This window comes from Streptomyces sp. NPDC026417, from assembly GCF_055567695.1.
Genome location: NZ_JBVHPY010000016.1, coordinates 53,717 through 79,862 on the forward strand (window position 1 = coordinate 53,717; position 26,146 = coordinate 79,862).

The window sequence follows — 26,146 nt, forward strand, 5'->3', positions numbered from 1 at the left end:
GCTCACCTCCAAAGATCCCAGGGACTAGGGGGGTCGAACGGGGGGTCGGTAAACCCATACAGCAGCCAGCAGGTTCATACCCACGCAGCGCTAGTGATCATAACTATCCGTACGCGCGCATCGATCGGCGCACGGCCGCACAAGGGGGCGCATGGCCAATATGGTCAGGGCATGACGACGGAGTCCCTTTCCTTCCCGCGCCTGCAGGCGCGTACCCAGCGGTTCACCCTCGGCGCCCCCCGCGCTTTCACCGTGTCCCCCGACGGTTCACGCGTCGTGTTCCTGCGTTCCCGCTCCGGCACGGACCGGGCGAATCTGCTCTGGGTCCTCGATGTCTCCGAGGGCGGGGAGCGCGTCGTCGCCGACCCGTCGACCCTGCTCGGCGGCGGCACGGAGCGGCTGTCCGCGCTGGAGCGGGCGCGCCGCGAGCGCAGCCGCGAGGGCGGTGCCGGGATCGTCGGCTACGCCACCGACGCCGCCGTGGAGTTGGCGGCTTTCTCCTTGTCAGGGCGGCTTTTCACGGCCGAGCTGCGAGCCGGCACGGCCAGTGAACTCCGGGTCCCGGGGCCGGTGATCGACCCGCGCCCGGCGCCGGACGGGCGACGGATCGCCTACGTGGCGGGCGGCGCGCTGCGCGTGGTCGACGCCGAGGGTGCGGACGACCGGGCGCTGGCGGAGCCGGAGTCGGCGACGGTTTCCTATGGATTGGCCGAGTTCATCGCGGCCGAGGAGATGGGGCGTTCGCGCGGTTTCTGGTGGTCCCCGGAGTCGGACCGGCTGCTGGTCGCGCGAGTGGACGACGCGCCCGTGAAGCGCTGGTGGATCGCCGATCCCGCGCACCCCGAGCGGGATCCGCAGCAGGTCGCGTACCCGTCCGCGGGCACCGACAACGCCGAGGTGCGGCTCTTCGTGGCCGGTCTCGACGGCTCGCGCACGGAGGTGGAGTGGGACCGGGCGCGCTACCCGTATCTGGCGCATGTGCACTGGTCAGCGGCGGGTGCGCCGCTCGTGCTGGTCCAGGCGCGGGACCAGCGCAGCCAGCTGTTCCTGGCCGTGAACCCGGACACCGGGGCGACCCGGATGGTGCACGCGGACGAAGATCCACAATGGCTGGATCTTTTCCCCGGCGTGCCGTGCTGGAGCCCCGGCGGGCAGTTGGTGCGGATCGCCGACGAGGGTGGCGCACGGGTGCTGGCGTTCGGTGAACGGCCGCTGACCGGACCGCAGTTGCACGTCCGTGCGGTGCTGGACGTGTCGGCGGACGATGTGCTGGTCTCGGCGTCGGCGGGCGAGAGGGCGGCCGACCCGGAGATCGGCGAGATCCACGTCTACCGGGTGAACGAGCTGGGCGTGGAGCGGCTTTCGCAGGAACCCGGTGTGCACTCGGCGGTGCGGGCCGGCGGGGTGACCGTGCTCGTGTCGGCGGTACCGGACCGGCCGGGCAGCCAGGTGCAGGTGCTGCGCGAGGGCAGGCGGAGCAGGACGGGCGCACCCCCGGCGGGCAGCGCGGGCAAGGCGGCCAGTGTGGCCTCGTACGCCGAACGTCCCGGTCTGTCCCCGCGCGTGACCCTCACTCAGGGGGGCGCACGGCGAATTCCATGCGCCGTGCTTATGCCACGGGACTACACGGGGGACACTCCCCTGCCCGTGCTCATGGATCCCTACGGCGGACCGCACGGCCAGCGCGTGTTCGCCGCACACAATCCGTACCTGACCTCGCAGTGGTTCGCCGACCAGGGTTTCGCCGTGGTCGTCGCGGACGGACGGGGCATGCCCGGGCGCTCGCCCGCCTGGGAGAAGGCCATCAAGGACGACATGGCCGCGGTGGTGCTCCAGGACCAGGTCGACGCCCTCCAGGGCCTCGCCGGGTCGTTCCCCCTCGACCTCGGCCGGGTCGCCATCCGCGGCTGGTCGTTCGGCGGGTATCTGGCGGGCCTCGCGGTGCTGCGGCGCCCCGACGTCTTCCACGCGGGCATCGTGGGCGCCCCGGTCACCGACCAGCGGCTGTACGACACCCACTACACCGAGCGCTACCTGGGCGACCCCAGGACCCGGCCCGAGGTGTACGCGGCGAACTCCCTGATCGACGACGGCGGACTGGTGGCCGCCGCCGAGCCCGCCCGGCCGATGATGATCGTCCACGGTCTCGCCGACGACAACGTGGTGGTGGCCCACACCCTGCGGCTGTCCTCGGCGCTGCTCGCCGCCGGCCGCCCGCACGAGGTGGTGCCCCTGTCGGGCGTCACGCACATGACCCCGCAGGAACAGGTCGCGGAGAACCTGCTGCTGCTCCAGGTGGACTTCCTGAAGCGGTCGCTGGGCCTGGGCTGACATGCGACGGGCCGGGGCGACATGGCGCGCCCCGGCCCGTCTACGGCACCCGCACGGCCGTACGCTGTTCACCTTGACGCGTCCGTATATCGGTACGGCTTCCGCCAAGTTGCCTGCGTGTAAACGAAGTTCGTGTGTATTTGTGTGCTTATGCAACCCCGCCGGACGGTGGCGGGAGCGGCGGCTCCTCGCCCGTCGGCGGTGGAGCGGGCGGATCCTCCGGGGGTGCGGCCCTCGGGGGCGCGGGGGGCTCCTCCGGGGAGGTGAGGCGATTCCCCGGCGGTGTCGGCCGGTGCTCCTCCGGGGGCACCACGCGCTTCTCCTCGGCGAAGTGACAGGCCGAGTCGTGCGCCGCGGGCCCCTCGACGAGCCGGAACTCGGCGGGGACCGCGAGCAGCGGGACCTCCAGGGCGCAGCGCTCCTGCGCCTTCCAGCAGCGCGTGCGGAAGCGGCACCCGGAGGGGATGTTCGCGGGGGACGGCACGTCGCCGGTGAGGATGATCCGCTCCCGGTGCTCCCGGGCCTCCGGGTCGGGCACGGGCACGGCGGAGAGCAGCGCCTGGGTGTATGGGTGCGTCGGATGGTCGTAGATCTCGGCGTCCTTGCCGATCTCCACGATCCGCCCGAGGTACATCACCCCGACCCGGTCCGAGATGTGCCGCACGATCGACAGGTCGTGCGCGATGAACACGTAGCTGAGGTGGAACTCGTCCTGGAGCTTGTCCAGCAGGTTGACGACCTGGGCCTGCACGGACACGTCGAGGGCGGAGACCGGCTCGTCGGCGACGATGATCTCGGGGCGCAGCGCGAGGCCGCGGGCGATGCCGATGCGCTGGCGCTGACCGCCGGAGAACTGGTGCGGATAGCGGTTGATGTACTCGGGGTTGAGCCCGACCACGTCCAGCAGGTCCTGGACCCGCTTGCGGCGATCGCCCTTGGGCGCGACCTCGGGGTGGATCTCGTAGGGCTCGCCGATGATGTCGCCCACCGTCATACGCGGGTTGAGCGAGGTGTACGGGTCCTGGAACACCATCTGGATGTTGCGGCGCACGGCCTTCAGGGCACGCCCGGACAGCTTGGTGACGTCCTCGCCCCGGTACTTGATCACGCCCTCGGTCGGCTTCTCCAGGTTGACCAGCATCTTGGCGACCGTCGACTTGCCGCAGCCGGACTCGCCGACGATGCCGAGCGTCTCGCCGGCGCGCAGCGCGAAGTCGACGCCGTCGACCGCCTTGACCGCCCCGACGTGCTTCCTGAAGACGATGCCCCGGGTGAGCGGATAGTGCTTGACGAGCCCGCTGACCTCCAGGATCGGCTCGGCCGTCGGCTTCAGCGTCGTCTCAGCCATGCAGGCACTCCCTCCAGAAGTGGCAGGCACTCCCGCGCTCGTCGGAGACCTCGTAGAGCGGCGGTACGTCGGTCCGGCACACGTCCTGGGCCATCGGGCAGCGCGGGTTGAAGGCGCAGCCCGGCGGAATGTGCATCAGGTTCGGCGGCAGGCCCTTGATGGCGTAGAGCTCCTGGCCCTTCTGGTCCAGCCGCGGGATCGATTCCAGCAGGCCCCGGGTGTACGGGTGCGCGGGCGCCTTGTAGATGTCGTGGACCGGGGCCGACTCGACGATGCGGCCCGCGTACATCACGGCGATCCTGTCGGCGACGTCCGCGACCACGCCGAGGTCGTGGGTGATGAGGATGAGCCCCATGTTGAGCTCGCGCTGGAGCTCCGCGAGGAGGTCCATGACCTGCGCCTGGACGGTGACGTCGAGGGCGGTGGTCGGTTCGTCGGCGATGATCAGGGCGGGTTCGAGGGCCAGCGCCATGGCGATCATGATGCGCTGGCGCATACCGCCGGAGAACTGGTGCGGGTAGTCGCGGACGCGCTGGGCGGCGGCCGGGATGCGCACCCGCTCCATCAGTTCGACGGACCGCGTCCGGGCGTCCTTGCGGGACATCCCGCGGTGCACGACGAACATCTCGCCGAGCTGGTCGCCCACGGACAGAACCGGGTTCAGGGAGGACAGGGCGTCCTGGAAGATCATCGCCATCTGGGCGCCGCGGACCTTGCGCCGGTCCTCCTCCTTGAACTTCAGCAGGTCCTGGCCGCGGAAGAGGATCTCGCCGCCGGTGATCCGGCCGGGCGGCATGTCGAGGATGCCCATGACGGCCTGCGCGGTCACGGACTTGCCGGAGCCGGACTCGCCGAGCACGGCGAGCGTCTCCCCCTCGTCGACGCTGTAGTTCACACCGTTGACGGCCTTGGCGACGCCGTCCCTGGTCCGGAACTCCACGTGCAGGTCGCGCACTTCGAGCAGCACGGAGGTCACCTCAGCTTCGGGTCGAGGGCGTCGCGCACCGCGTCGCCGAGCATGATGAACGCCAGGACGGTGATCGCGAGGGCTCCGGCCGGCCACAGCAGCATGTGCGGGGCCTGGCGGATGTACTGGGACGCGGCGGAGATGTCGATGCCCCAGGACACGGTGGGCGGCTTCAGTCCGACACCGAGGTAGGAGAGGGTCGCCTCCAGGGCGATGTAGGTGCCGAGGGCGATGGTCGCGACGACGATCACGGGCGCGACGGCGTTGGGCATGATGTGCCGCAGCAGCAGCCGTGAGTTGGAGGCGCCCAGGGCCCGGGCGGCCTGGACGTAGTCGTTCTGCTTGGTGGTGATGACGGAGCCGCGCGCGATCCTGGAGATCTGCGGCCAGCCGAGCAGCACCATGAAACCGATGACCGGCCAGACGGTGTTGCTGGTCACCACGGACAGCAGCACCAGGCCGCCGAGCACGACGGGGATCGCGAAGAAGATGTCCGTGATCCGGGACAGCACCGCGTCCCCGGCGCCGCCGAAGAATCCGGCGAGGCCGCCGAGCACCGCGCCGAGGAGCGCCACCCCGAGCGTGGCGCAGACGCCGACCGAGATCGAGACCCGGGTCCCGTACACGGTCCGGGTGTAGACGTCGCAGCCCTGGCCGTCGAAGCCGAACGGATGGCCCGGCTGGGAGCCCTCCTGGGCCTTGGACAGGTTGCAGTTCAGCGGGTTCTGGGAGGTGATCAGCGACGGCCAGATCGAGATGACCACCAGGAAGAGGATGACCAGTCCGGAGATGATGAAGACGGGGTTGCGCCGCAGGTCCCGCCAGGCGTCGGACCACAGGGAGCGGGGCTTCTCCTGGGGGCCGGTGCCTTCCGGCCCGCCCGGGGTCTTCTCCAGGGTGGCTCCCTCACTCGTGGCGAGGTCCATCGCGCCGCCCGCGCCGGTCGCGGCGATGGCGCCGTCTGCCTCGTAGGGCTGCTCAGGCATAGCGGATCCTCGGGTCGAGTACGGCGTAGAGGAGGTCGACGAGGAGGTTGGCGACCAGGAAGACCAGGACCAGGACGGTCACGAATCCGACGACGGTCTGGGTGTTCTGCCGCAGGATCCCCTGGTAGAGCTGGAAGCCGACGCCGTGGATGTTGAAGATCCGCTCGGTGACGATCGCGCCGCCCATGAGCGCGCCGATGTCCGTGCCGATGAACGTGATCACGGGGATCAGCGAGTTCCGCAGCAGGTGCCGCACGATCACCCGGCGCCGGGGCAGTCCCTTGGCGACGGCCGTACGCACGTAGTCGGACCGCTTGTTCTCCGCGATGGAGGTCCGGGTGAGCCGGACGACGTACGCCAGCGACACCGAGGCGAGGACCAGACCCGGCACGATCAGCTCGCCGAAGGTGGCCTCCGAGGAGACCGACGGTTTGATCCAGCCCCATTCGACGCCGAGCAGCAGCTGGAGCAGCAGGCCGGTGACGAAGGTGGGCACCGAGATCACGACCAGGGTGAGCAGCAGCACACCGGTGTCGACGGGGCGTCCGCGGCGCAGGCCGGTGACGACGCCCAGCACGATGCCGATGACGATCTCGAAGAGGATCGCCACGATCGTGAGCCGGATGGTGACCGGGAAGGCCGATGCCATCAGTTCGGTGACCGGCTGGCCGTTGAAGGCGGTCCCGAAGTCGCCGGTGAAGACGTTGCCCATGTAGGTCAGGTATTGCTGCCAGACCGGCTTGTCGAGGCCGAACTCCTTTTCCAGCTGGGCGGCGGTGGCGGCGTCGCACTGCCGGTCGCCGCACAGGCCCGCGATGGGGTCGCCCATCACGTTCACCATCAGGAAGATCAGGAGGGTGGCGCCGATGAAGACCGGGATCATCTGCAGCAGACGCCGGATTACGTACCGTCCCATGGGGGCTCCGGAGGTAGGGCGGGGCGGCCTCGTCGGCGGGGCCGCCCGGCGCGGCTCAGCTGACCTTGATCTCGTTGTAGACGGGGACGCTGAACTGGTTGAGCGCGACGTTCGAGAGCCGCTCCGCGTAGCCGGCGCTGCCGTTCTGGTACCAGAGCGGGATGGCGGCCATGTTGTCCCGGACGACCTCCTCGGCCTGCTGGAAGAGCTTGATCGCCTTGGCGGTGTCGGTCTCGGCGTTCGCCTGGTTGACCAGGTTGTCGAAGTCCTTGTTGGACCACTTGCCGTCGTTGGAGGAGGCGTTGGTGTAGTACAGCGGCTGGAGGAAGTTCTGGATCAGCGGGTAGTCCATCTGCCAGCCGGCCCGGAAGGGACCCGACATCTTCTGCTGCGTGATCTGGTTGCGGAAGTCGGCGAAGGTGCCGACGGGGTTGCCGACGCAGGCCTTGTCGTTGCCGAGGGAGTTGTTGATGCTGTTGCAGACGGCGTCGACCCACTCCTTGTGGGAGCCGGTGTCCGCGTTGTACGTGATCTTGATCTGTCCGCCGGGCAGGCCGCCGCCCTCGTCGATCATCTTCTTGGCCTCGCTCGCGTTGTACTCGCAGGCGTCGCCGCACAGCCCGTCCTGGAAGCCGCCGTCCTCCCCGAGCACCGGTGAGGTCCAGTCCGTGGCCGGGGTCCGGGTCTTCTGGAAGATGGTCTCGGTGATCTGCTTGCGGTTGATCGCCATCGACAGACCCGTGCGGACCTTCTCCATCCCCGGCTTGTCCCAGTTCTTGTCGTAGAACGGGAAGGCGAGCGTCTGGATGATGCCGGCCGGGGTGTTGATGTACCGGCCGCCGAGGTCGCTCTTGGCGTTCTTGAGCTGCGAGGCGGGCACGTCGTCGACGAGGTCGAGGTTGCCGGCCATCAGGTCGGTGTAGGCCGTGTTGTTGTCGGTGTAGACCTTGAGGTCGACCCCGCCGTTCTCCGCCTTGTCGTCGCCCGAGTAGTCGTCCCACTTGCGCAGGGACATCTGCGAGCCCTTGGTGTACGAGTCGACGGCGTACGGGCCGTTGCCGATCGGCTTCTTCAGCCAGTTCGCGTGGTCGTCGAAGAACGCCTGGGGCAGCGGCGAGAAGGCCGCGTAGCCGAGGGTGTCGGGGAAGGTCGAGAACTTCTGGTTGAGCTTGACCGTGAAGGTCTTGTCGTCCTTGACGACGAGGCCGGACAGCGTGTCCGCGCTCTGCTCGCCGGAGTCGGGGTGGACCTTGTCGTAGCCCTCGATATACCCGAAGAAGTAGGCGTTCTTCTGGTTGTTCTTGAGGCTGGCGCCGTAGTTCCAGGCGTCGACGAAGGACTTGGCGGTGACCGCCTCGCCGTTGCTGAACTTCCAGCCGTCCTTGATCGTGATCGTGAAGTTCTGCGAGTCCGAGGTCTCGATCTTCTCGGCCAGCATGTCGTCGGCCGCGCCCGTCTTGGCGTCGTACCGCTTCAGACCGCGGAAGATCATGTCGAGGACCTTGCCGCCCTGCACCTCGTTGGTGTTGGCCGGCTCGAGCGGGTTCTGCGGATCACCCCAGGAGGAACTGAGAACCCCGGAGCCGTCGCCGCCGCCGCTGTCACTCCCCCCACCCCCGCAGGCGGTCGCCGCGAGGGCTACCGCCGCCGCGCATGCGGCCCACTTGGCGTGCGTGGCTCCGCGCATGGATGCCTCCTCGGAATGCGCTGGTCATTAGCGCTCAATATCACCCGTTCCCTCCCATACCGCACTCTCGCCCCGTCTGTACGGGTGTCCGCCGTCCGTGCGGCCCTCGCGGGGGCGCCGCCGTCCGGGAGAGCACGACGGCCCCGGACGCCCCGGGGTTCGGGGCGGGCGGGGCCGGACGGGCACGGCGGGAAGCCGCGAGGTGGGCGAGGGGCGGGGAGGGTCCGGCGGGGACGTGGGGCGGACCAGGGTCCCCGCGGAGGTGAGGCGGAAGGCCGGGCTCCGAGGTACGAGGCCAGGCCCTTGCCCCCGGCGCCCGGCAGGAGGGGCCGGGTGCGGGGCGCGGAGGTGGAGCGGACGGGCGGCGGCCCCTGTTGTCACGGGGCTCGCCGCCCGTCCGGGGGTGCCACCCGGGCCGGTGGCACCCGTCGCGGGAATGGCCCGGCGCGGCGTCACCGCCCGCGGAGTGAGCGAGGGGGGCGGCACGCCTGCGGAGCGGCGGACGGGTCAGTCCAGGTCGCCGCGTTCCACGCAGAACTCGTTGCCCTCCGGGTCCGCCATGAGGACCCAGCCGCCGCCGTCCGGTCGCGTCCGGTCCGCGAGCTGACGCGCGCCGAGACCGAGCGCCCGCTCGACCTCCTGCGCACGCGTGCGCCCCCGCGGCCGGAGGTCGAAGTGGATGCGGTTCTTCGCCGTCTTGCCCTCCGGCACCCGCACGAAGAGCAGGGCCGGGCCGCCGGACGGGTCACCGAGCAGCGCCTCGGGATCGCCCGGCTTGTCGTCGTCGGCCAGCGGACGCCCGAGCAGCTCGCTCCAGAAGAGCCCGAGATCGTACGGGTCGCCGGTGCAGTCGAAGGTGATGTGACGGATGGCGGGGGCCAAGGGCGCGGTCTCTCCCATGTCCTAGTCCCCCGTCCGGCCGTCGAGCAGCTCGCGCATGATGTCGAGGTGGCCGTTGTGGCGGGCCGTCTCCTCGATGAGGTGGAGGAGGATCCACCTCAGGTCGACGTGGCGGCCGTCGCGGCCGCGCTTCGCGGTGTCGTCCAGGCTGTGCCCGGCGACGAGTTCCCGGTAGCGGGCACTCTGTTCCGCGTACTCCGCGAGAAGGTCGGCGAGGGGCACGTCGACGGCGATGCGCATCTCGCGGTCGGGGTCCTCGTCCGTCCAGGGACCCTCGTCCTCCTCGCCGAGGAACACCACCTGGAACCAGTAGTACTCCACCCAGCGCAGATGGCTGATCAGTCCGCTCAGGGTCATGAGCGGGGAGCCCGGCAGCAGGGCCTTGCGGGCATTCTCCGCGGAGACGTCCTCGCACTTGGCGTGGGCCGTGTCACGGGCGTAGTCGAGGAAGGTGGTCAGCTGTGAGCGCTCGTCCCAGGCGGGAGGCGTGTCGGTTCGAGTCATCGCGGTGAAGCATCCCCGTCCCGCTTCCCGGTGTCGAGCGAATTTGGCTCCGCCTCGGGCCACTTGGGCCCCGGCACGGACGCGTCGGCCGCCGGCGCGGACGACTTGGCCCCGCCCGGCGGCCGGGACCAGACTGCCCGCATGATCCTTCACGTGCGCGGTACCGTCCTGCCCGAAGGGGTCCCCCGCGACCTCTGGCTGCTCGGAGACCGGATCACCTTCTCCCGGCCGGCCGGCGCCGCCGACGTCGTCACCGTCGCGGACGGCGGCTTCCTGCTGCCGGGACTGGTCGACGTGCACACGCACCCGGGCGGCGGTGACGACCCCGACGACCTGTCCTTCGACCCCGTCCGGTTCGCCGAGCACCTGGCCGCGCACCGCGATTCGGGCACGACGGCGCTGCGCTTTCCGGGACTTCTGGGCGAGATACCCGCCGCCCGGCGCGACGCGCCCGACGCGCCCCGGATGATCACCGCGGGCCGCTGGCTGGCCTGGGCAGGCCTGTCCCGTACCGCCGCCTTCCACACGGTCACCGACGACCTCGTCGCGTCGGCGGTGGCGGAGGCGACGGCGCACGACGGCTGGTGCAAGCTGATGGGCGACTGGGACTTCGAGGCGGCGCCGGTGCCGCACGATCTGCTGCGCGCGGTCGTCGACGGCGTGCACGCGGCCGGCGGCCGGGTCGCCGTGCACTGCCAGTCCGCCGAGGGCGTGCTGGGCGCGGCCCGCGCGGGAGTCGACTCCGTCGAGCACGGGATGGGGATGCCGGAGGAGTGCGTCGGGCTCATGGCCGAGCACGGGACCACGTACGTGCCCACGCTCACCGCCTTCGCCCGCAGCGCTCCGCTGCGCACCGGCAACACCGCCCGGAACCGGCTCTGGCACGAGGGGCACCGCACGATGATCCGCCGCGTCCGGGAGGCGCACGACGCGGGGGTCACCGTGCTGGCCGGTACGGACTGCGCACCGTTCGGCGACGTCGCCTCCGAGGTCGGGCACCTGATCGCCGCCGGGCTCCCGGCCGAAGCCGCGGTCGGCGCCGCGAGCTGGACGGCGCGCGCCTTCCTGGGCCTGAGCGGCCTGACCGAGGGCGGCCTCGCGGACCTCACGGTGTACGACGCGGACCCGCGGCTCGACCCGAGCACCCTGCGCCGTCCCCGCCGCATCGTGCTGCGCGGCCGGGTCGTGCGCTGACGTCGGGACGACCGCGGCAACGGACCGGACGACCCACCGGGGGGGGTCGGCGAACCCGAACCGGGTCCCGACATGCCGGTTCCCGGCACCGTGGGCGGTGCCGGGAACCGGTCGGTGATGCGGGATCAGGCCGCGTGCACGACGTCCTTCTCCTCGGCGAAGTGGCACGCCGATTCGTGCGCCGCCGGGGTGTCCACGCCCTGGAAGAGCTCGGGCACCGCCAGCAGCGGCTCCTCCCGCGAGCACTTCTCCTGCGCCTTCCAGCAGCGGGTGCGGAAGCGGCAGCCCGACGGCGGGTTGGCCGGCGAGGGCACGTCACCGGTGAGGATGATCCGGTCACGCTGGTCGCGCGCGTCCGGGTCCGGCACCGGCACGGCCGACAGCAGCGCCTGGGTGTAGGGGTGCGTCGGGTGGTCGTAGATCTGCTCGTCGGTGCCGATCTCCGCCATCCTGCCGAGGTACATCACGCCGACCCGGTCGGAGATGTGCCGAACGATCGACAGGTCGTGCGCGATGAAGATGTACGACAGGTTGAACTCGTCCTGCAGTCGCTCCATCAGGTTGATGACCTGCGCCTGCACCGACACGTCGAGCGCCGACACCGGCTCGTCGCAGATGATGACCTCGGGGTTGAGCGCGAGGCCGCGGGCGATGCCGATGCGCTGGCGCTGACCGCCCGAGAACTGGTGCGGATACCGGTTGATGTACTCCGGGTTGAGACCGACCACGTCCAGCAGCTCCTGGACCCGGCGCCGCCGGTCGCCCTTCGGTGCCACCTCGGGGTGGATGTCGAAGGGCTCCCCGATGATGTCGCCCACCGTCATACGGGGGTTGAGCGAGGTGTACGGGTCCTGGAACACCATCTGGATGTTGCGGCGCACGGCCTTCAGGGCACGCCCGGACAGCTTGGTGATGTCCTGGCCCTTGTAGAAGATCTCGCCCGCGGTGGCCCGCTCCAGGTTCATCAGCAGCTTGGCCACGGTGGACTTGCCGCAGCCGGACTCCCCCACGATGCCCAGGGTCTCGCCCTGGTACAGGTCGAAGGAGACGCCGTCGACGGCCTTGACCGCGCCGATCTGCCGCTTGAACAGGATGCCCTGGGTGAGCGGGAAGTGCTTCACCAGGTTGCGCACCTGGAGGATGGGCTCACCGCGGTCGACCGGAGCCTCGATCGCGGCGACCGCCTCCGTCTCGGAGTGGGCGTCGACGATCTCCACCTCGGAGACGTTCGGGGTGGCCTCCGGCTCGTCGTTCTTGCTGAGCTCAGCCATGGATCGTCTCCTTCCAGAAGTGGCACGCCGAACCGCGGCCCACCAGTTCGGTGCCGTCCTGCTCCGTCACCGGGAACAGGTCGGGGATCTGCGTGCTGCACACGTCCTGCGCCTTGGGGCAGCGCGGGTTGAAGGCGCAACCGGACGGGATCCGCAGCAGGTTGGGCGGCAGACCCTTGATCGCGTACAGCTCCTGGCCCTTCTGGTCCAGGCGCGGGATCGAGTCGAGCAGACCCCGCGTGTAGGGGTGCGCGGGCCGCTTGTACAGCTCGTGCACCGGGGCGCGCTCGACGATCCGGCCCGCGTACATCACGGCGATCTTGTCCGCGACGTCGGCGACCACGCCGAGGTCGTGGGTGATCAGGATCAGGCCCATGTTGTACTCGCGCTGCAACTCCGCGAGGAGGTCCATGACCTGGGCCTGGACGGTCACGTCGAGAGCCGTGGTGGGCTCGTCGGCGATGATCAGGTCCGGCTCCAGGGCCAGCGCCATGGCGATCATGATGCGCTGGCGCATACCGCCCGAGAACTGGTGCGGGTAGTCGTCCACTCGGGCCGCGGCGGCCGGGATCTTCACCCGGTCCATCAGCTCGATGGCCTTGGCCTTGGCCGCCTTCTTGGACAGGCCCTGGTGGACCCGGAACATCTCGCCGAGCTGGTAGCCGACGCTGAGGACCGGGTTCAGCGAGCTGAGCGCGTCCTGGAAGATCATGGCGATCTTCTGGCCGCGGATCCGGCGGCGTTCCTCGGCGGACATCTTGAGCATGTCCTGGCCGCGGAAGAGGATCTCGCCCTGCGGGATCCTGGCCGGCGGCATGTCGAGGATGCCCATGATGGCCTGGGCGGTCACCGACTTGCCGGAGCCCGACTCGCCGAGCACGGCGAGCGTCTCGCCCGCGCTGACGCTGTAGTTGACGCCGTTGACGGCCTTGGCCACGCCCTCGCGGGTGTGGAACTCGACGTGCAGGTCACGCACTTCGAGCAGTGGCCCGTCGTCGGAACCGCGCGGCGAGGGCACGGCTGCTTCTTCGATGATGGTCACGAACGCCTCCCTCAGCGCATCTTCGGGTCGAGGGCGTTGCGTACGGCCTCACCGAGCATGATGAACGCCAGCACCGTGATGCTGAGCATGATCGACGGGTAGAGCATGATCCACTGGGCGACACGGATCTGGTTGCCGCCGTCGGAGATGTCGTTGCCCCACGACACGCCGTCCAGACCGAGGCCCAGGAACGACAGCGTGGCCTCGGCGGAGATGTAGACGCCGAGCGAGATGGTGGCGACGACGATCACCGGCGCGAGGGTGTTCGGCAGGATGTGCCGGAACATGATCCGCGGGGTGCTCGCGCCGAGCGCCTTGGCCGCCTGCACGTAGTCGGCCTGCTTGGTGGTGATGACCGCGCCGCGCATCACGCGGGCGACCTGCGTCCAGCCGAAGAAGCCCAGGGCGCCGATGACCACCCAGGTCGTGCGCTCCTGGAAGGAGTTCAGGATGACCATCGTGCCGAGCAGGAACGGGATGCCGAAGAAGACGTCCGTCACCCGGGACATGATGGAGTCGACGAGGCCGCCGAAGTAGCCGGAGATCATGCCGACCAGGCCGCCGAGGAGCGTGACGACGACGGTGGTGCCGAAGCCGACGGCTATGGAGGCGCGGGCGCCGTAGATGACGCGGGCGTAGACACTGCGGCCCTGCTGGTCGTAGCCGAGCCAGTCGGGCGAACCGACGTCGCTCAGCTTCGGCTTCTGCAGGTAGTTCTTGGCCAGGTCGCCGAGGATCGGGTCCTCGCTGGTGAACAGCCCCGGGAAGAAGGTGATCAGCAGCAGGATCAGGATCAGGACGCTGGAGATGACGAAGATCCAGCTGCGCCGCAGGTCGGCCCAGGCGTCGCCCCAGAGGCTGCGGGCCTTGTCGGGCTTGGGCGGCGCGGGCGGCGTCATCGAAGGCGTGCCGCCGACCGGGTCGATCGCACCGGTCTTGACGTCGGTCTTGGTCACGTCAGGCATAGCGAATCCTCGGGTCAAGGACCGCGTAGAGCAGGTCGACGAGCAGGTTGGCGAGCAGGTACACGAGGACGAGGATCGTCACCAGGCCCACGAGGGTGGTGCCTTCGCGGCGCACGATCGACTCGTAGATGGTGCCGCCGACGCCGTGGATGTTGAACAGGCCCTCGGTGACGACCGCGCCGCCCATCAGCGCACCGATGTCGGTGCCCAGGTAGGTGATGACGGGGATCAGCGAGTTGCGCATGAGGTGGACGCCCACCACGCGGCGCCGGGGCAGGCCCTTGGCGACCGCGGTGCGGATGTAGTCGGCGCGCATGTTCTCGGCGACCGAGGTCCGGGTCAGGCGGGTCACGTACGCGAGTGAGGCCGCGGCCAGCACAATGGCCGGCATCAGCAACTCGTTGTAGTTCGTGGCGTCGTTGACGTTCGGCTGGAGCCATCCGAGGTTGAACGCGAAGACGGCCTTGAGGATGAAGCCGAGGACGAACACCGGCACCGAGATCAGCAGCAGCGAGACCAGCAGGGCCACGTTGTCGGTGAGCTTGCCGGCGCGCATGCCCGCCGCGATACCGAGCGCGATGCCCGCGATGACCTCGATCACGAAGGCCAGGGACGCCAGTCGGAGCGTCACCGGGAAGGCGTCGCCGAGGACGTCCGTCACCGGGCGGCCACTGGCGATCTGCGTGCCGAAGTCGGCATGCAGGATGATGCCCTTCATGTAGTGGTAGTACTGAAGAAAGATGTTCTGATCCAGGCCGTACTCATGTCTCAGCGCGGCGATCACCTGCGGGCTTCCGCCCTTGTCGCCGAAGAGCCCTCGCACGGGATCGCCGGGCAGGGCGTAGACCATGAGGAAGATCAAAAGGGTTGTCCCGAAGAACACCGGGATCATCTGGAGCAGTCGTCGTGCGACGTAGCGCCCCATCGTGCCTCCATGTCGGTTACAGCGGCAGCCGACGGGCCCTTTCCTCGCGCACCCGTGACTGATGCGTGTGGAAAGGGCCCCCCAGCCGCTGCCGCCCCCCGGGTACGGCGCACGAGGCGGCGCCGTACCCGGTTCGCGGGCTGATTGCGGTTACTTCTTGACCTGAACGCCGGTCAGGATCGGGTCGCCGTCCTGGGCGTACTCGACGCCGGTGACCTTGTCCGAGTAGCCCGCGTTGACCTTGTAGTACCAGAGCGGGATGCTCGGCATGTACTCCGGGAGCTGCTTCTCGATCTCCTGGTACTTCTTCTCCGACTCCTCGAGCGACGAGGCGCTGTCGGCGGCAGCGATCTCCTCGTCGATCTTCTTGTTGGAGAAGCCGCTCTGGTTGCCGTCCGACTTGGAGCCGAACAGGTCCCGGATGAAGTTGGCGTTCATCGGGAAGTCCAGCACCCAGCCACTGCGGTACATGGACTTGACCTCCTGCCCGTCACGGGCGTTGAGGTCGGCCTGGAAGTCGGCCTTGGAGTCGCCGGTGCACTTGACACCCGTGGCCTTGGTGATGGAGTTGCAGACCGCCTCCACCCACTCCTTGTGACCGCCGTCCGCGTTGTACTGGATGGAGATCTTGTTGCCCGGGACGCCGCCACCCTCCTTGATGAGGGACTTGGCCTTGGCGGCGTCGTACTTGAAGACGTCGCCGCCGGCGTTCGGCTCGAAGCCGAGGACGCCCTTGGCGACCCAGCCGGTGGCCGGCTCACGGGTGCCCTGGAGCACGGTCTTCGTGATGGTGTCGCGGTCGATCGCCATCGACAGGCCCTGCAGGACCTTGGGGTCGATGTCCTTCCACTGCTTGGTGTAGAAGGCCGGGGCGATGGTCTGGATCGCGGAGTAGGCCTTGTCCACGGCACGGTCGCCGAGGTCCGTCTTGTAGACGGGCAGGTCCTTGGGCGCGATCTGACGCAGGACGTCGACGTTGCCGGACTTCAGGTCCTCGTAGGCCGTCTCGAGGTTGGTGTAGTTCTTGAAGACCACACCACCGTTCTTGGCCTTGTCGGGACCCTTGTAGTCCGCGTACTTGGCAACTTCGATCTGCTTCTTGTGCTGCCAGCTGACGAACTTGTAGGGGCCGTTGCCGACCGGGTTCTCGCCCGCGGCCTTCGGGTCCTTGAAGAAGGAGTCCGGGAGCGGCGAGAACGTCTCGTAGCCGAGCTTGTACACGTAGTACGGGATCGGCTTCGAGAGCGTGATGGTGAAGGTGTTGTCGTCGACGACCTTCAGGCCGGACATGCTGTCGGCCTTCGGGGAGCCCTTGGCCGGCGCGACGTCGTCGTAGCCCTCGATGTCCGAGAACCAGAAGCTGTTGGTCTGCTTGTTCTTGATGTTCGCGGACCAGTTCCAGGACTTGACGTACGAGTCCGCGGTCACCGGGGTGCCGTCGTGGAACTTCCAGCCGGCCTTCAGCTTGACCGTGTAGGTCTTGTTGTCCTTGGTGTCCACCGACTCGGCGTTCACCATGACGATGTTGCCCTTCTCGTCATAGTCGACGAGCTGCGAGAACAGGGCATTGATGACGATGCTGCCGTTGGACTCCATGGTGTTGGCGGGCTGCAGCGGGTTCTGCGGCTCACCCACCTCGACCGAGAACTTACCGTTCGGGTCGACCGCGGCCTTGTTGTCCTTGCCGCTGTCACCATCGCTACCACCACAGGCGGTCGCGCCCAGCGCCACAACCGCGGCTATCGCGACCCACTTGGCGCTCTTGGCACCGCGCATGGGTTCCTCCTCATGAGTCCATTGGTTCACCGCAAAAGGGAGCACTGGACACACCACCGACACGTGGGCCGGACATGGTGTTCGTACTCCCCCGCGCTCGTGAGTCGGCGCCGGCTGCAGCGCGTGACCCGTTCTCCGAGCTCTACGCGCCTAACTATCTGCCATGGGCCAGGAGCCGACCACACTCACAAGGTCTCGGTTCGATCACACCTGACGCCTACTTCTTCCAAAATCCGGACAAAGGGTTTGCAGAAAGATCCCTGCGAAACGGACTTGTTACACATCTATCGGTGGCAGCCGTCCGCATTCCGGACGCAAGGGCCCTAAAAACCTGTTGCGGCTAACGTGACCGACGTGCTGGGGCGCCTTCGGCGTGCCCGCACACCGGCGAGCCGGGGTGCCTTCCGCCCGCCATGCGGCCAACTCGCCTGTACGGCCGGGCCGTTCGATGAACGGGCGCTCACGTCCGGGAGATCGGGTGGCGCCTGGTATGCGCGTGCCGCCCGGACGGGGTGCATGTGATCTGCAGGGTAGTGGGGATCACCTCCGCGGAGACCCCCCTCTTGCACAATGAAGGGTTTTCCCTATCCCTTTCCTTGCCCGGGCGTCCGGTTCCGCCGGGCCGCACCGCCCGCGCACGGCGCCCAGCGGCCCCGAACGCACGTCGGGCACCCCGCAGGAGCGGGGTGCCCGACGTGGACTTCAGGTGCCGGCTCAGCCGTGCTTGGCGCGGCTCGCGGAGCGCGCGCGCTCCCGGGCGTCCAGGTTCACCTTGCGGATACGGACGGCCTCGGGGGTCACCTCGACGCACTCGTCGTCGCGGCAGAACTCCAGCGACTGCTCCAGGGAGAGCTTGCGCGGCGGGACGATCGCCTCGAAGGAGTCGGCCGAGGACGACCGCATGTTCGTGAGCTTCTTCTCCTTGGTGATGTTCACGTCCATGTCGTCGGCACGCGAGTTCTCACCGACGATCATGCCCTCGTAGACCTCGGTGCCCGGCTCCACGAAGAGCACGCCGCGCTCCTGGAGGTTCGTCATCGCGAAGGCGGTGACGGCGCCGGAGCGGTCGGCGACCAGCGAACCGTTGTTACGGGTCGTCAGCGTGCCGAACCACGGCTCGTGGCCCTCGTGGATGGAGTGGGCGATGCCCGTGCCGCGCGTACCGGTCAGGAACTCCGTCCGGAAGCCGATGAGGCCGCGGGAGGGGACGACGAACTCCATGCGGACCCAGCCGGAGCCGTGGTTCGACATGTTGTCCATCCGGCCCTTGCGGACGCCCATGAGCTGCGTGACCGCGCCCATGTGCTCCTCGGGGACGTCGATCGTCATGCGCTCGACGGGCTCGTGGACCTTGCCGTCGACCTCCTTGGTGACGACCTGCGGCTTGCCGATGGTCAGCTCGAAGCCTTCCCGGCGCATGGTCTCGACCAGGATGGCGAGCGCCAGCTCACCACGGCCCTGGACCTCCCAGGCGTCCGGACGCTCGGTGTCGAGGACGCGGAGCGAGACGTTGCCGATCAGCTCGCGGTCCAGGCGGTCCTTCACCTGGCGGGCGGTGACCTTGCGGTCCTTCACGGCCGCCTTGTTGTCCGCGCCCTTGCCGGTGGCACCACGGCCGACCAGCGGCGAGGTGTTCGTACCGATGGTCATCGAGATCGCGGGCTCGTCGACCGTGATCAGCGGCAGCGCGACCGGGTTCTCGGTGTCGGCGAGGGTCTCGCCGATCATGATGTCCGGGATACCGGCGACGGCGCAGATGTCGCCCGGGCCGGCCTTCTCGGCGGGCTTGCGGGTGAGCGCCTCGGTCATCATCAGCTCGCTGATGCGGACGTTGCTGATGGAGCCGTCGCGCTTGATCCACGCGACCGTCTGGCCCTTGCGCAGCTCGCCCTGCTCGACGCGGAGCAGCGCGATACGGCCGAGGAAGTTGTCGGCGTCCAGGTTGGTGACGTGCGCCTGGAGCGGGGCCTCCTCGTCGTACTCCGGAGCCGGGACGTGCGAGAGGATCGTGGAGAAGAAGGGCTCCAGGCTGTCGCTGTCGGCCGGGACGGTGCCGTCCTCCGGCTTGGTCAGCGAGGCCACGCCGTCACGCGCACACGCGTAGACGATGGGGAACTCGATCTGCTCCTCGTCCGCGTCCAGGTCCAGGAACAGGTCGTACGTCTCGTTGACGACCTCGTCGATCCGGGAGTCGGGACGGTCCGTCTTGTTGATGCAGAGGATGACGGGCATCCGGGCCTGCAGGGCCTTGCGGAGCACGAAGCGCGTCTGCGGCAGCGGGCCCTCGGAGGCGTCGACCAGCAGCACGACCGCGTCGACCATCGACAGACCGCGCTCGACCTCGCCGCCGAAGTCGGCGTGGCCGGGGGTGTCGATGATGTTGATGGTGATGACGTCGCCGCCATCCTTCGGGTGGTACTTGACCGCCGTGTTCTTGGCCAGGATCGTGATGCCCTTCTCACGCTCCAGGTCGTTCGAGTCCATCATGCGGTCGTCGAGCGACTCGGCGGCGTGCGCGGCGAAGGCACCGGCCTGCTTGAGCATGGCGTCGACCAGGGTGGTCTTGCCGTGGTCGACGTGGGCGACGATGGCAACGTTGCGGATGTCGTGGCGCGTGGCCATATTGAGGCGCTTCTCCCGGGGTGAGTGGACGGCCTCCGCTGCGCGGGGCCTGCCGGGCTGAACACGCCACGGCCTTACCCCATGGTACGTGGCCCTGACGGAGGCAGCCTCCGCAGGGCCACGCGGGCCGGGTCCGGCGGACCCTCGCGGTCCGGCGGTTTCAGCCCTTGGAGGGGCCCGCCGCGGGCTTCGCGCCCTTCTTCAGGAAGCCCATGTCCTCGTAGACGGGGGTCTGGAATCCGAAGGCTCCGGCGTTGGCCAGCCGGAGGCGGGCGGCCGTGAGCTGGGGGCGCTGATAGAGAGGAATCGATCCTGCTGCGGCCCAGATGCGGGAGTCCGCCTTGCGCACCAGGTCGCGCGACTCGCCCTCGTCGAGCTCGGCGATCGCCTGGTCGAAGAGCTGGTCGACCTGGTCGGTGCCGACCCGGGTGTAGTTCTGCTCGACGTTCAGCGACCCGTCGGCGGCCGGGACCGGCTTGGCGTAGATGGGCCGGGCGTCGGTGGCGGGGAACGCGGAGGCGGGCCACGAGTACAGCGCCAGGTCGTACTGGCCGGACGCGATGTGGTCCTTGAAGTAGCTGTCGTCCGAGACCTTCGAGATCTCCGTGCGGATCCCGACGCGGTCCAGCATCCGGGCGATCCGGTCGCCGACCGCGCGCAGCGACTGCGAGCCGGGGCCCGAGGGGAGCACGAAGCGCAGGGTCAGCGGCTTGCCGTCCTTGGCCAGCGCACCCGCCGCCCCGTCGGCCGGAGCGGCCGTGCCCTTGGGCGCGTACGCCCCGGGGGCCCCGCCCTGCTTGCCGTGCTCCCGGAGGTACCGCTTGCCTTCCAGCCGCCGGGCGGCCTGGTCGTCGGCGGTGAGGTGCTTCTCGCCGCCCTGCTTCTCCGCGTGGCCCTTGGGGTCCTTCCGCTGCTCCCGGTCGGCCTCGGACCGGGTGCCCGCCGGCTTGTCGTCCTCGCCGACGATGTACGTCCCGTCGTCGCCGGAACCCGACTCCTCCTCGGACGCCCCCTCGGTCTTCTTCCCCTCCGACTTCTTCCCCTCGGCTCCGGCCGCCTTGTCGGGCTTCTTCTGCTCCTTGACCGGCCCGCCGGGCACCCAGCCCGCGTCGGCGAGCAGTGCCTGGGCCTCGGCGGTGTCCTGCCCGCCGAGGGTGCCGCTGTTGTCGGCGTAGGCGAGCTGGCCGGAGAGCGCGAGATGGCTGCCGACCGGGACGGCGGGCAGGCCCAGCGGCTTGAGCACGACACGCGCGAGCTCCTCGCGGTCGAGGGCGCGGGCGACGGCTCGCCGGACGCGCTCGTCGGCGAGCGGGCCCTCCGAACCGTTGAGGGCGAGCTGGGTGAAGGAGGGTTCGAGCGACTTGCGGACCTCGAAGCCGCGCAGGACGGACTGCCGGTCGGCGTACTTCGCGACCGCCTTGCGCTGCTTCTTGCGGGCGAGGGCCTCCTTGCCCGCGGCCTTCTCGTTCGAGCCGTGGGCCACCGCCCACGAGTGCAGCGCCCCGGCGGGGGTGACCGCGGCGCCGGGTCCCTGCAGCGGAGCGCTGCCCTTGGCCGCGGCGGCCTGGGTGATCCGCCCGGCCTCCTCCGGGTCGATCTCCGCCAGGTCGACCTTTTCGGCGGTCAGGGCGGCGGCCCGCTGGTCGCGCGGCACGGCGCGCAGCACCAGCTCGGAGAGCTTGGCGGGGCTGCCCCACCAGCGCGGGTTGCGGTTCAGGGTGACGTCGCCGCCCTCGCGGTCGATCCGGCCCAGCGCGAAGGGGCCGGCGGTCACCTTCAGCTTGCGGCGGGCGCCGTCGTTGAAGGAGTCGGGGGTCCCCATGACCTCCTTGGGGTACAGCGGGGAGAACAGCGACTTCCAGTCGGCGTACGGGCGGGCGAAGGTGACCCGGACCTCGAGGTTGTCGGCGCCGCGTTCGATCTTCTGGATGCGGTCGTAGCCGGCGTTGCGGGCCGTCCAGTACGCGGTGTCCTTGCCGGACAGGGCCCGCCACTGGGCGGTGAAGTCGGCGGCGCCGATCTCGCGGCCGTTGCTCCAGACCGCCTGCTGGTTCAGTTTGTAGAGCACGACCTGCTTGGGCTCGCGCTCGACGATCCGGGCCGACTCCAGGAAGTCGGCGTTCCGCGCGGGGCGGCCCATGGCGTCGGTCCGGTACATCGAGGGCAGGACGGCGCCGGCGATCCGCGAGGTCGCCGCGTCGGCGTCCGCCTGGAAGGTGTTCAGCGTCTGCGGCAGGGCGTCCACCGCCCAGCGCAGGGTGCCGCCGTCGGCGACCTGGTCCCGGGACGCGGGCGCGATGTCCTGCCCGGCGGCGGGTTTGCCCGCCTGGTCCTCCGCGCTGCACGCGGCCAGGGCGGGCACCGCGAGTGCGCCCGCGGTGAGAAACGCGACCGAGCGCATGACCGCGCGCAGTCCGATGCCGTCGTGGGACATCACTGCAACCTCCGGGTCTCGCCGCGCTGCGCTCCACCAGGCGGACAGTGCGGATTCTGATCACGTTTGGCGGTATATGGAGCTGATCAGATCTATGCCGCCCACTGAAGGGGAGCGGGGCCGTGCCGGAGCGGCGACACGGCGGGGACGGGCGCGAAGCCCACCCGTGCGGCGCAATGCCCGACGGGCCGGGCGGACCGGCGGGCGGGTCCCGGCCCGTCCGGCGCGCCGGGACGGCGGCGTCCCGGGGAAGCCGGGGGCTCCGCGGGGCGGCACCCCCGGGGCGCGGAGCACCCGGCGCGCGCGGGGCGCGTTCTCGGCGCGCGAGCCGGGAATCCGTGCAGATCTCTTCACAGGGGCTCGTGTGACGCGCGACACTCGCAGGCGCATGAACGTTGCCGCCTTGGGCCGCAGAGCCCGTGGAAGTGAGGGCAAGTCATGTCCGTGCACGAAGACTTGACGTCAATTCAGCGCTGCCTCGACGACCTCTCCCGGTGCGTCGGGCGGCTGGAGCAGCAGGTGGGCACGGGGCTGGAGATGCGCCGCGTGCGCACCGACGCCGACCACCTGCGCGAGAGCGTCGCCCTGCTCCGGCAGGCCGCGCCCGCGCTGGCCGCGCCCCGGCGGCCGGATCTGCTGTCGATCCCGGACACCCCGTACGACAGCTCCCTGTGGACCGACTCGGACGACGAGGGACTCGGCGCCCGCGACCGGCACGCCCCCTGACCCCCGACCGGAGCGACCGTTGACCACTGGTACGGAACCCCATCAGGACAGCGGCGGCGTACGGACACGTACGCGTGCCGCGATCGCCGCCCCGCATCTGCGGACCGACCGCTGGTGGCTGGCGCCCGCCGTCACCGCGGCCGGGCTGCTGGCCTTCGTCGTCTACTCGACGTGGCGGGCCTTCGCGGACACCGACTACTACTCCGCCCCGTACGTCTCGCCGTTCTACTCGCCGTGTCTGGCCGAGCGGTGCCAGACGATGCACTCCGGACCCAACGCCGACCTCTTCGGCAGCTGGTGGGCCCTCTCGCCGGCGATCATCATCCTGATCTTCCCGCTCGGCTTCCGGCTGACCTGCTACTACTACCGCAAGGCCTACTACCGGGGCTTCTGGGCGAGTCCGCCGGCCTGCGCGGTCGCCGAGCCGCACAAGAAGTACACCGGCGAGACCCGCTTCCCGCTGGTCCTGCAGAACATCCACCGGTACTTCTTCTACGCGGCGATCGTCGTCGCCGGGATCCTCACCTACGACACCGTGCTCGCCTTCCGCGACGAGCACTACGCGTGGGGGCACATGGGCCTCGGCACCCTGGTCTTCCTCGTCAACATCGTGCTGATCTGGGCGTACACGCTCTCGTGCCACTCGTGCCGGCACATCGTCGGCGGCAAGCTCAAGCACTTCTCCCGGCACCCCGTGCGCTACCGGATGTGGCAGTGGGTCGGCAAGCTGAACGCCCGTCACATGGCGCTCGCCTGGGCCTCGTTGGTGAGCGTCGCGCTCGCCGACTTCTACGTGTACCTGGTCGCGTCCGGCGCCTTCGACGATCCGAGGTTTTTCTGATGTCCGTAGTGGACCGGCAGGAGTGGGACGTCGTCGTGGTCGGCGCCGGTGGCGCCGGGCTCCGGGCGGCCATCGAGGCCCGGGAACGCGGCGCGCGCACCGCCGTGATCTGCAAGTCGTTGTTCGGCAAGGCGCACACCGTGATGGCCGAGGGCGGCATCGCCGCGGCCATGGGCAACGTGAACTCCGGCGACAACTGGCAGGTGCACTTCCGCGACACGATGCGCGGCGGCAAGTTCCTCAACCAGTGGCGGATGGCCGAGCTGCACGCCCAGGAGGCGCCCGACCGCGTCTGGGAGCTGGAGACGTGGGGCGCCCTCTTCGACCGCACGGGCGACGGGCGGATCTCGCAGCGCAACTTCGGCGGACACGAGTACCCGCGCCTCGCCCACGTCGGCGACCGCACCGGCCTGGAGCTGATCCGCACCCTCCAGCAGAAGATCGTCTCCCTCCAGCAGGAGGACTTCCGGGAGACGGGCGACTACGAGGCGCGCCTGAAGGTCTATCAGGAGTGCACCGTCACCCGGGTGCTGAAGGACGCGGACCGGGTCTCCGGGGCGTTCTGCTACGAGCGCGAGTCCGGACGCTTCTTCGTCCTCGACGCGCCCGCCGTCGTCATCGCAACCGGGGGCATCGGCAAGTCCTTCAAGGTGACGTCGAACTCGTGGGAGTACACCGGCGACGGTCACGCGCTCGCGCTCCTCGCCGGGGCTCCCCTGCTGAACATGGAGTTCGTGCAGTTCCACCCGACGGGCATGGTCTGGCCGCCGTCGGTCAAGGGCATCCTCGTGACGGAGTCCGTACGCGGCGACGGCGGCGTGCTGCGCAACTCCGAGGGAAAACGCTTCATGTTCGACTACATCCCCGACGTCTTCAAGGAGAAGTACGCCCAGTCCGAGGAGGAGGGCGACCGCTGGTACGAGGACCCGGACCACAACCGCCGGCCGCCCGAGCTGCTGCCGCGCGACGAGGTCGCCCGGGCCATCAACGCGGAGGTCAAGGCGGGCCGCGGCTCTCCGCACGGCGGGGTGTTCCTGGACGTCTCCACCCGCATGCCCGCCGAGGTCATCCGGCGCCGGCTGCCGTCCATGTACCACCAGTTCAAGGAACTGGCCGACGTCGACATCACCGCCGAGGCGATGGAGGTGGGCCCGACCTGCCACTACGTGATGGGCGGCATCGCCGTCGAGTCGGACACCGCGGCGGCCCGCGGGGTGCCGGGCCTGTACGCGGCGGGCGAGGTCGCCGGCGGCATGCACGGCTCCAACCGGCTCGGCGGCAACTCCCTGTCCGACCTGCTGGTGTTCGGGCGCCGGGCCGGTCTGCACGCCGCGGAGTACGCCGCCGCACTCGCCGGTGGGCGACCCGTCGTGGAGGACCTCCAGATCGACGCGGCGGCCGCCGAGGCGCTGCGGCCCTTCTCCGCAGAGGGTCCCGAGCCGGGCCGGGAGAACGGACGCCCGCCGGAGAATCCGTACACCCTCCACCAGGAACTGCAGCAGACCATGAACGACCTCGTCGGCATCATCCGCCGGGAGGCGGAGATGGAGACGGCACTGGAGAAGCTGGCCGACCTGCGGGTACGGGCCCGGCGGGCCGGGGTGGAGGGCCATCGCCAGTTCAACCCGGGCTGGCACCTCGCACTCGACCTGCGCAACATGCTCCTCGTCAGCGAGTGCGTGGCACGGGCGGCGCTGGAGCGGACGGAGTCGCGCGGCGGCCACACCCGCGAGGACCACCCGGCGATGGACCGCGCCTGGCGGCGGGTCAACCTGCTGTGCCGGCTGACGGACCCCACGGGCGGGCTGGCGGCCACGGATCCGGTGCGCGGCCAGATCGACCTCGTCCGGACCACCACCGAACCCATCCGCCCCGACCTGCTCGCCCTCTTCGAGAAGGAGGAGCTGGTCAAGTACCTCGCCGAAGAGGAGCTGTACGAGTGAGCAGCTATGAGGCCCGCTTCAAGGTGTGGCGCGGCGATGTCGGGGGCGGTGACCTGGAGGACTTCACGGTCGAGGTGAACGACGGCGAGGTCGTCCTCGACATCGTCCACCGCCTCCAGGCGACACAGGCGCCCGATCTCGCCGTCCGCTGGAACTGCAAGGCGGGCAAGTGCGGTTCGTGCTCGGCGGAGATCAACGGACGGCCGCGGCTGATGTGCATGACGCGGATGTCGGTGTTCACCCGGGAGGAGACGATCACCGTCACCCCGCTGCGCGCCTTCCCCGTCGTCCGCGACCTGGTGACCGACGTCGGATTCAACTACACGAAGGCGCGCGAGGTTCCCGCGTTCGTGCCGCCCCCCGGCGTGGGTCCCGGCGAGTACCGGATGCAGCAGCAGGACGTGGACCGCTCGCAGGAGTTCCGCAAGTGCATCGAGTGCTTCCTGTGCCAGGACACCTGCCACGTCGTCCGCGACCACGAGGAGAACAAACCGGCGTTCGCCGGCCCCCGCTTCCTGATGCGGGTCGCCGAGCTGGACATGCATCCGCTGGATGCCGCCGCCGAGAGCGGCCTGGACCGCAAGCGCTCCGCCCAGGAGGACCACGGCCTCGGCTACTGCAACATCACCAAGTGCTGCACCGAGGTCTGCCCCGAGAACATCAAGATCACGGACAACGCCCTGATCCCTCTGAAGGAACGGGCCGTGGACCGCAAGTACGACCCGCTGGTGTGGCTGGGCTCCAAGATCAGGAGGAGGCAGGCCTGAG

Annotated in this window: 20 protein-coding genes; 6 read left to right on the forward strand and 14 right to left on the reverse strand. The window is 69.6% G+C overall.

All coding sequences use genetic code 11. The features are described 5' to 3' along the window. Positions 1 to 171 precede the first annotated feature (171 nt). Positions 172 to 2,331, forward strand: a complete 2,160-nt coding sequence (locus tag ACZ4NT_RS24335; RefSeq protein WP_467727568.1) for a prolyl oligopeptidase family serine peptidase — start codon at positions 172 to 174, stop codon at positions 2,329 to 2,331. Positions 2,332 to 2,479: 148 nt separating this feature from the next. On the opposite strand, the gene ACZ4NT_RS24340 is transcribed toward ACZ4NT_RS24335, so the two are convergent. From ACZ4NT_RS24340 to ACZ4NT_RS24370, 7 genes are all read right to left on the reverse strand, one after another. Beyond that, positions 2,480 to 3,679 (reverse strand): dipeptide ABC transporter ATP-binding protein, encoded by a 1,200-nt coding sequence (locus ACZ4NT_RS24340; RefSeq protein ID WP_121405795.1) that lies wholly within the window; start codon positions 3,677 to 3,679, stop codon positions 2,480 to 2,482. Continuing rightward, complete coding sequence (locus ACZ4NT_RS24345) at positions 3,672 to 4,646, reverse strand: ABC transporter ATP-binding protein (RefSeq protein WP_121406420.1); 975 nt, start codon at positions 4,644 to 4,646, stop codon at positions 3,672 to 3,674. Before ACZ4NT_RS24345 ends, ACZ4NT_RS24340 begins: the two co-directional genes overlap by 8 nt. Positions 4,647 to 4,651: 5 nt before the next feature. Beyond that, a complete protein-coding gene (locus ACZ4NT_RS24350; RefSeq protein WP_121405794.1) occupies positions 4,652 to 5,632 on the reverse strand; it encodes an ABC transporter permease in 981 nt (326 codons plus the stop codon). After that, complete coding sequence (locus ACZ4NT_RS24355; RefSeq protein WP_121405793.1) at positions 5,625 to 6,548, reverse strand: ABC transporter permease; 924 nt, start codon at positions 6,546 to 6,548, stop codon at positions 5,625 to 5,627. The genes ACZ4NT_RS24350 and ACZ4NT_RS24355 overlap by 8 nt, the downstream gene beginning before the upstream one ends. A 55-nt stretch (positions 6,549 to 6,603) precedes the next feature. Continuing rightward, entirely contained in the window at positions 6,604 to 8,235 is a 1,632-nt protein-coding gene (locus ACZ4NT_RS24360) for an ABC transporter substrate-binding protein (protein WP_121405792.1), read from the reverse strand. A 507-nt stretch (positions 8,236 to 8,742) separates the two neighbouring features. Next, positions 8,743 to 9,135 (reverse strand): VOC family protein, encoded by a 393-nt coding sequence (locus tag ACZ4NT_RS24365; RefSeq protein ID WP_121405791.1) that lies wholly within the window; start codon positions 9,133 to 9,135, stop codon positions 8,743 to 8,745. A 3-nt stretch (positions 9,136 to 9,138) separates the two neighbouring features. Beyond that, positions 9,139 to 9,639, reverse strand: a complete 501-nt coding sequence (locus ACZ4NT_RS24370) for a DinB family protein (protein ID WP_121405790.1) — start codon at positions 9,637 to 9,639, stop codon at positions 9,139 to 9,141. Positions 9,640 to 9,780: 141 nt separating this feature from the next. Between ACZ4NT_RS24370 and ACZ4NT_RS24375 the strand changes: the two genes are divergently transcribed. Beyond that, positions 9,781 to 10,833, forward strand: a complete 1,053-nt coding sequence (locus ACZ4NT_RS24375; RefSeq protein WP_467727571.1) for an amidohydrolase family protein — start codon at positions 9,781 to 9,783, stop codon at positions 10,831 to 10,833. A gap of 125 nt (positions 10,834 to 10,958) precedes the next feature. On the opposite strand, the gene ACZ4NT_RS24380 is transcribed toward ACZ4NT_RS24375, so the two are convergent. The 7 genes from ACZ4NT_RS24380 to ACZ4NT_RS24410 all read right to left on the reverse strand — a co-directional run bounded on the left by ACZ4NT_RS24380 (position 10,959) and on the right by ACZ4NT_RS24410 (position 21,868). Next, positions 10,959 to 12,104: a dipeptide ABC transporter ATP-binding protein gene (locus ACZ4NT_RS24380; protein ID WP_121405789.1), complete on the reverse strand. Its 1,146-nt coding sequence runs from the start codon at positions 12,102 to 12,104 to the stop codon at positions 10,959 to 10,961. After that, complete coding sequence (locus ACZ4NT_RS24385) at positions 12,097 to 13,146, reverse strand: ABC transporter ATP-binding protein (protein ID WP_121405788.1); 1,050 nt, start codon at positions 13,144 to 13,146, stop codon at positions 12,097 to 12,099. Before ACZ4NT_RS24385 ends, ACZ4NT_RS24380 begins: the two co-directional genes overlap by 8 nt. A gap of 11 nt (positions 13,147 to 13,157) precedes the next feature. Further along, positions 13,158 to 14,111, reverse strand: coding sequence for an ABC transporter permease (locus ACZ4NT_RS24390; RefSeq protein ID WP_467727573.1), 954 nt, complete (start codon positions 14,109 to 14,111; stop codon positions 13,158 to 13,160). Beyond that, positions 14,104 to 15,036 carry an ABC transporter permease gene (locus ACZ4NT_RS24395; protein ID WP_121405786.1) on the reverse strand — a complete coding sequence of 311 codons (933 nt, stop codon included), beginning with the start codon at positions 15,034 to 15,036 and terminating at the stop codon, positions 14,104 to 14,106. The genes ACZ4NT_RS24390 and ACZ4NT_RS24395 overlap by 8 nt, the downstream gene beginning before the upstream one ends. 150 nt (positions 15,037 to 15,186) lie before the next feature. After that, complete coding sequence (locus ACZ4NT_RS24400) at positions 15,187 to 16,812, reverse strand: ABC transporter substrate-binding protein (RefSeq protein WP_121405785.1); 1,626 nt, start codon at positions 16,810 to 16,812, stop codon at positions 15,187 to 15,189. A gap of 714 nt (positions 16,813 to 17,526) precedes the next feature. Beyond that, on the reverse strand, positions 17,527 to 19,434 hold the full coding sequence (gene typA / locus ACZ4NT_RS24405) for a translational GTPase TypA (RefSeq protein ID WP_121405784.1): 1,908 nt from the start codon (positions 19,432 to 19,434) through the stop codon (positions 17,527 to 17,529). A gap of 160 nt (positions 19,435 to 19,594) precedes the next feature. After that, positions 19,595 to 21,868, reverse strand: a complete 2,274-nt coding sequence (locus ACZ4NT_RS24410; protein WP_467727576.1) for an ABC transporter family substrate-binding protein — start codon at positions 21,866 to 21,868, stop codon at positions 19,595 to 19,597. 438 nt (positions 21,869 to 22,306) lie between these two features. On the opposite strand from ACZ4NT_RS24410, the gene ACZ4NT_RS24415 reads away from it, so the two are divergent. Genes ACZ4NT_RS24415 through ACZ4NT_RS24430 form a run of 4 tightly spaced genes read left to right on the forward strand, consistent with a single transcriptional unit; the run spans position 22,307 to position 26,145 of the window. Further along, entirely contained in the window at positions 22,307 to 22,594 is a 288-nt protein-coding gene (locus ACZ4NT_RS24415; protein WP_121405782.1) for a hypothetical protein, read from the forward strand. Between the two features lie 19 nt (positions 22,595 to 22,613). Next, positions 22,614 to 23,435, forward strand: coding sequence for a hypothetical protein (locus ACZ4NT_RS24420; protein WP_467727579.1), 822 nt, complete (start codon positions 22,614 to 22,616; stop codon positions 23,433 to 23,435). Continuing rightward, complete coding sequence (locus ACZ4NT_RS24425) at positions 23,435 to 25,378, forward strand: fumarate reductase/succinate dehydrogenase flavoprotein subunit (RefSeq protein WP_467727580.1); 1,944 nt, start codon at positions 23,435 to 23,437, stop codon at positions 25,376 to 25,378. Before ACZ4NT_RS24420 ends, ACZ4NT_RS24425 begins: the two co-directional genes overlap by 1 nt. After that, positions 25,375 to 26,145 carry a succinate dehydrogenase/fumarate reductase iron-sulfur subunit gene (locus ACZ4NT_RS24430; RefSeq protein WP_121405779.1) on the forward strand — a complete coding sequence of 257 codons (771 nt, stop codon included), beginning with the start codon at positions 25,375 to 25,377 and terminating at the stop codon, positions 26,143 to 26,145. The genes ACZ4NT_RS24425 and ACZ4NT_RS24430 overlap by 4 nt, the downstream gene beginning before the upstream one ends. Position 26,146 lies beyond the last annotated feature (1 nt).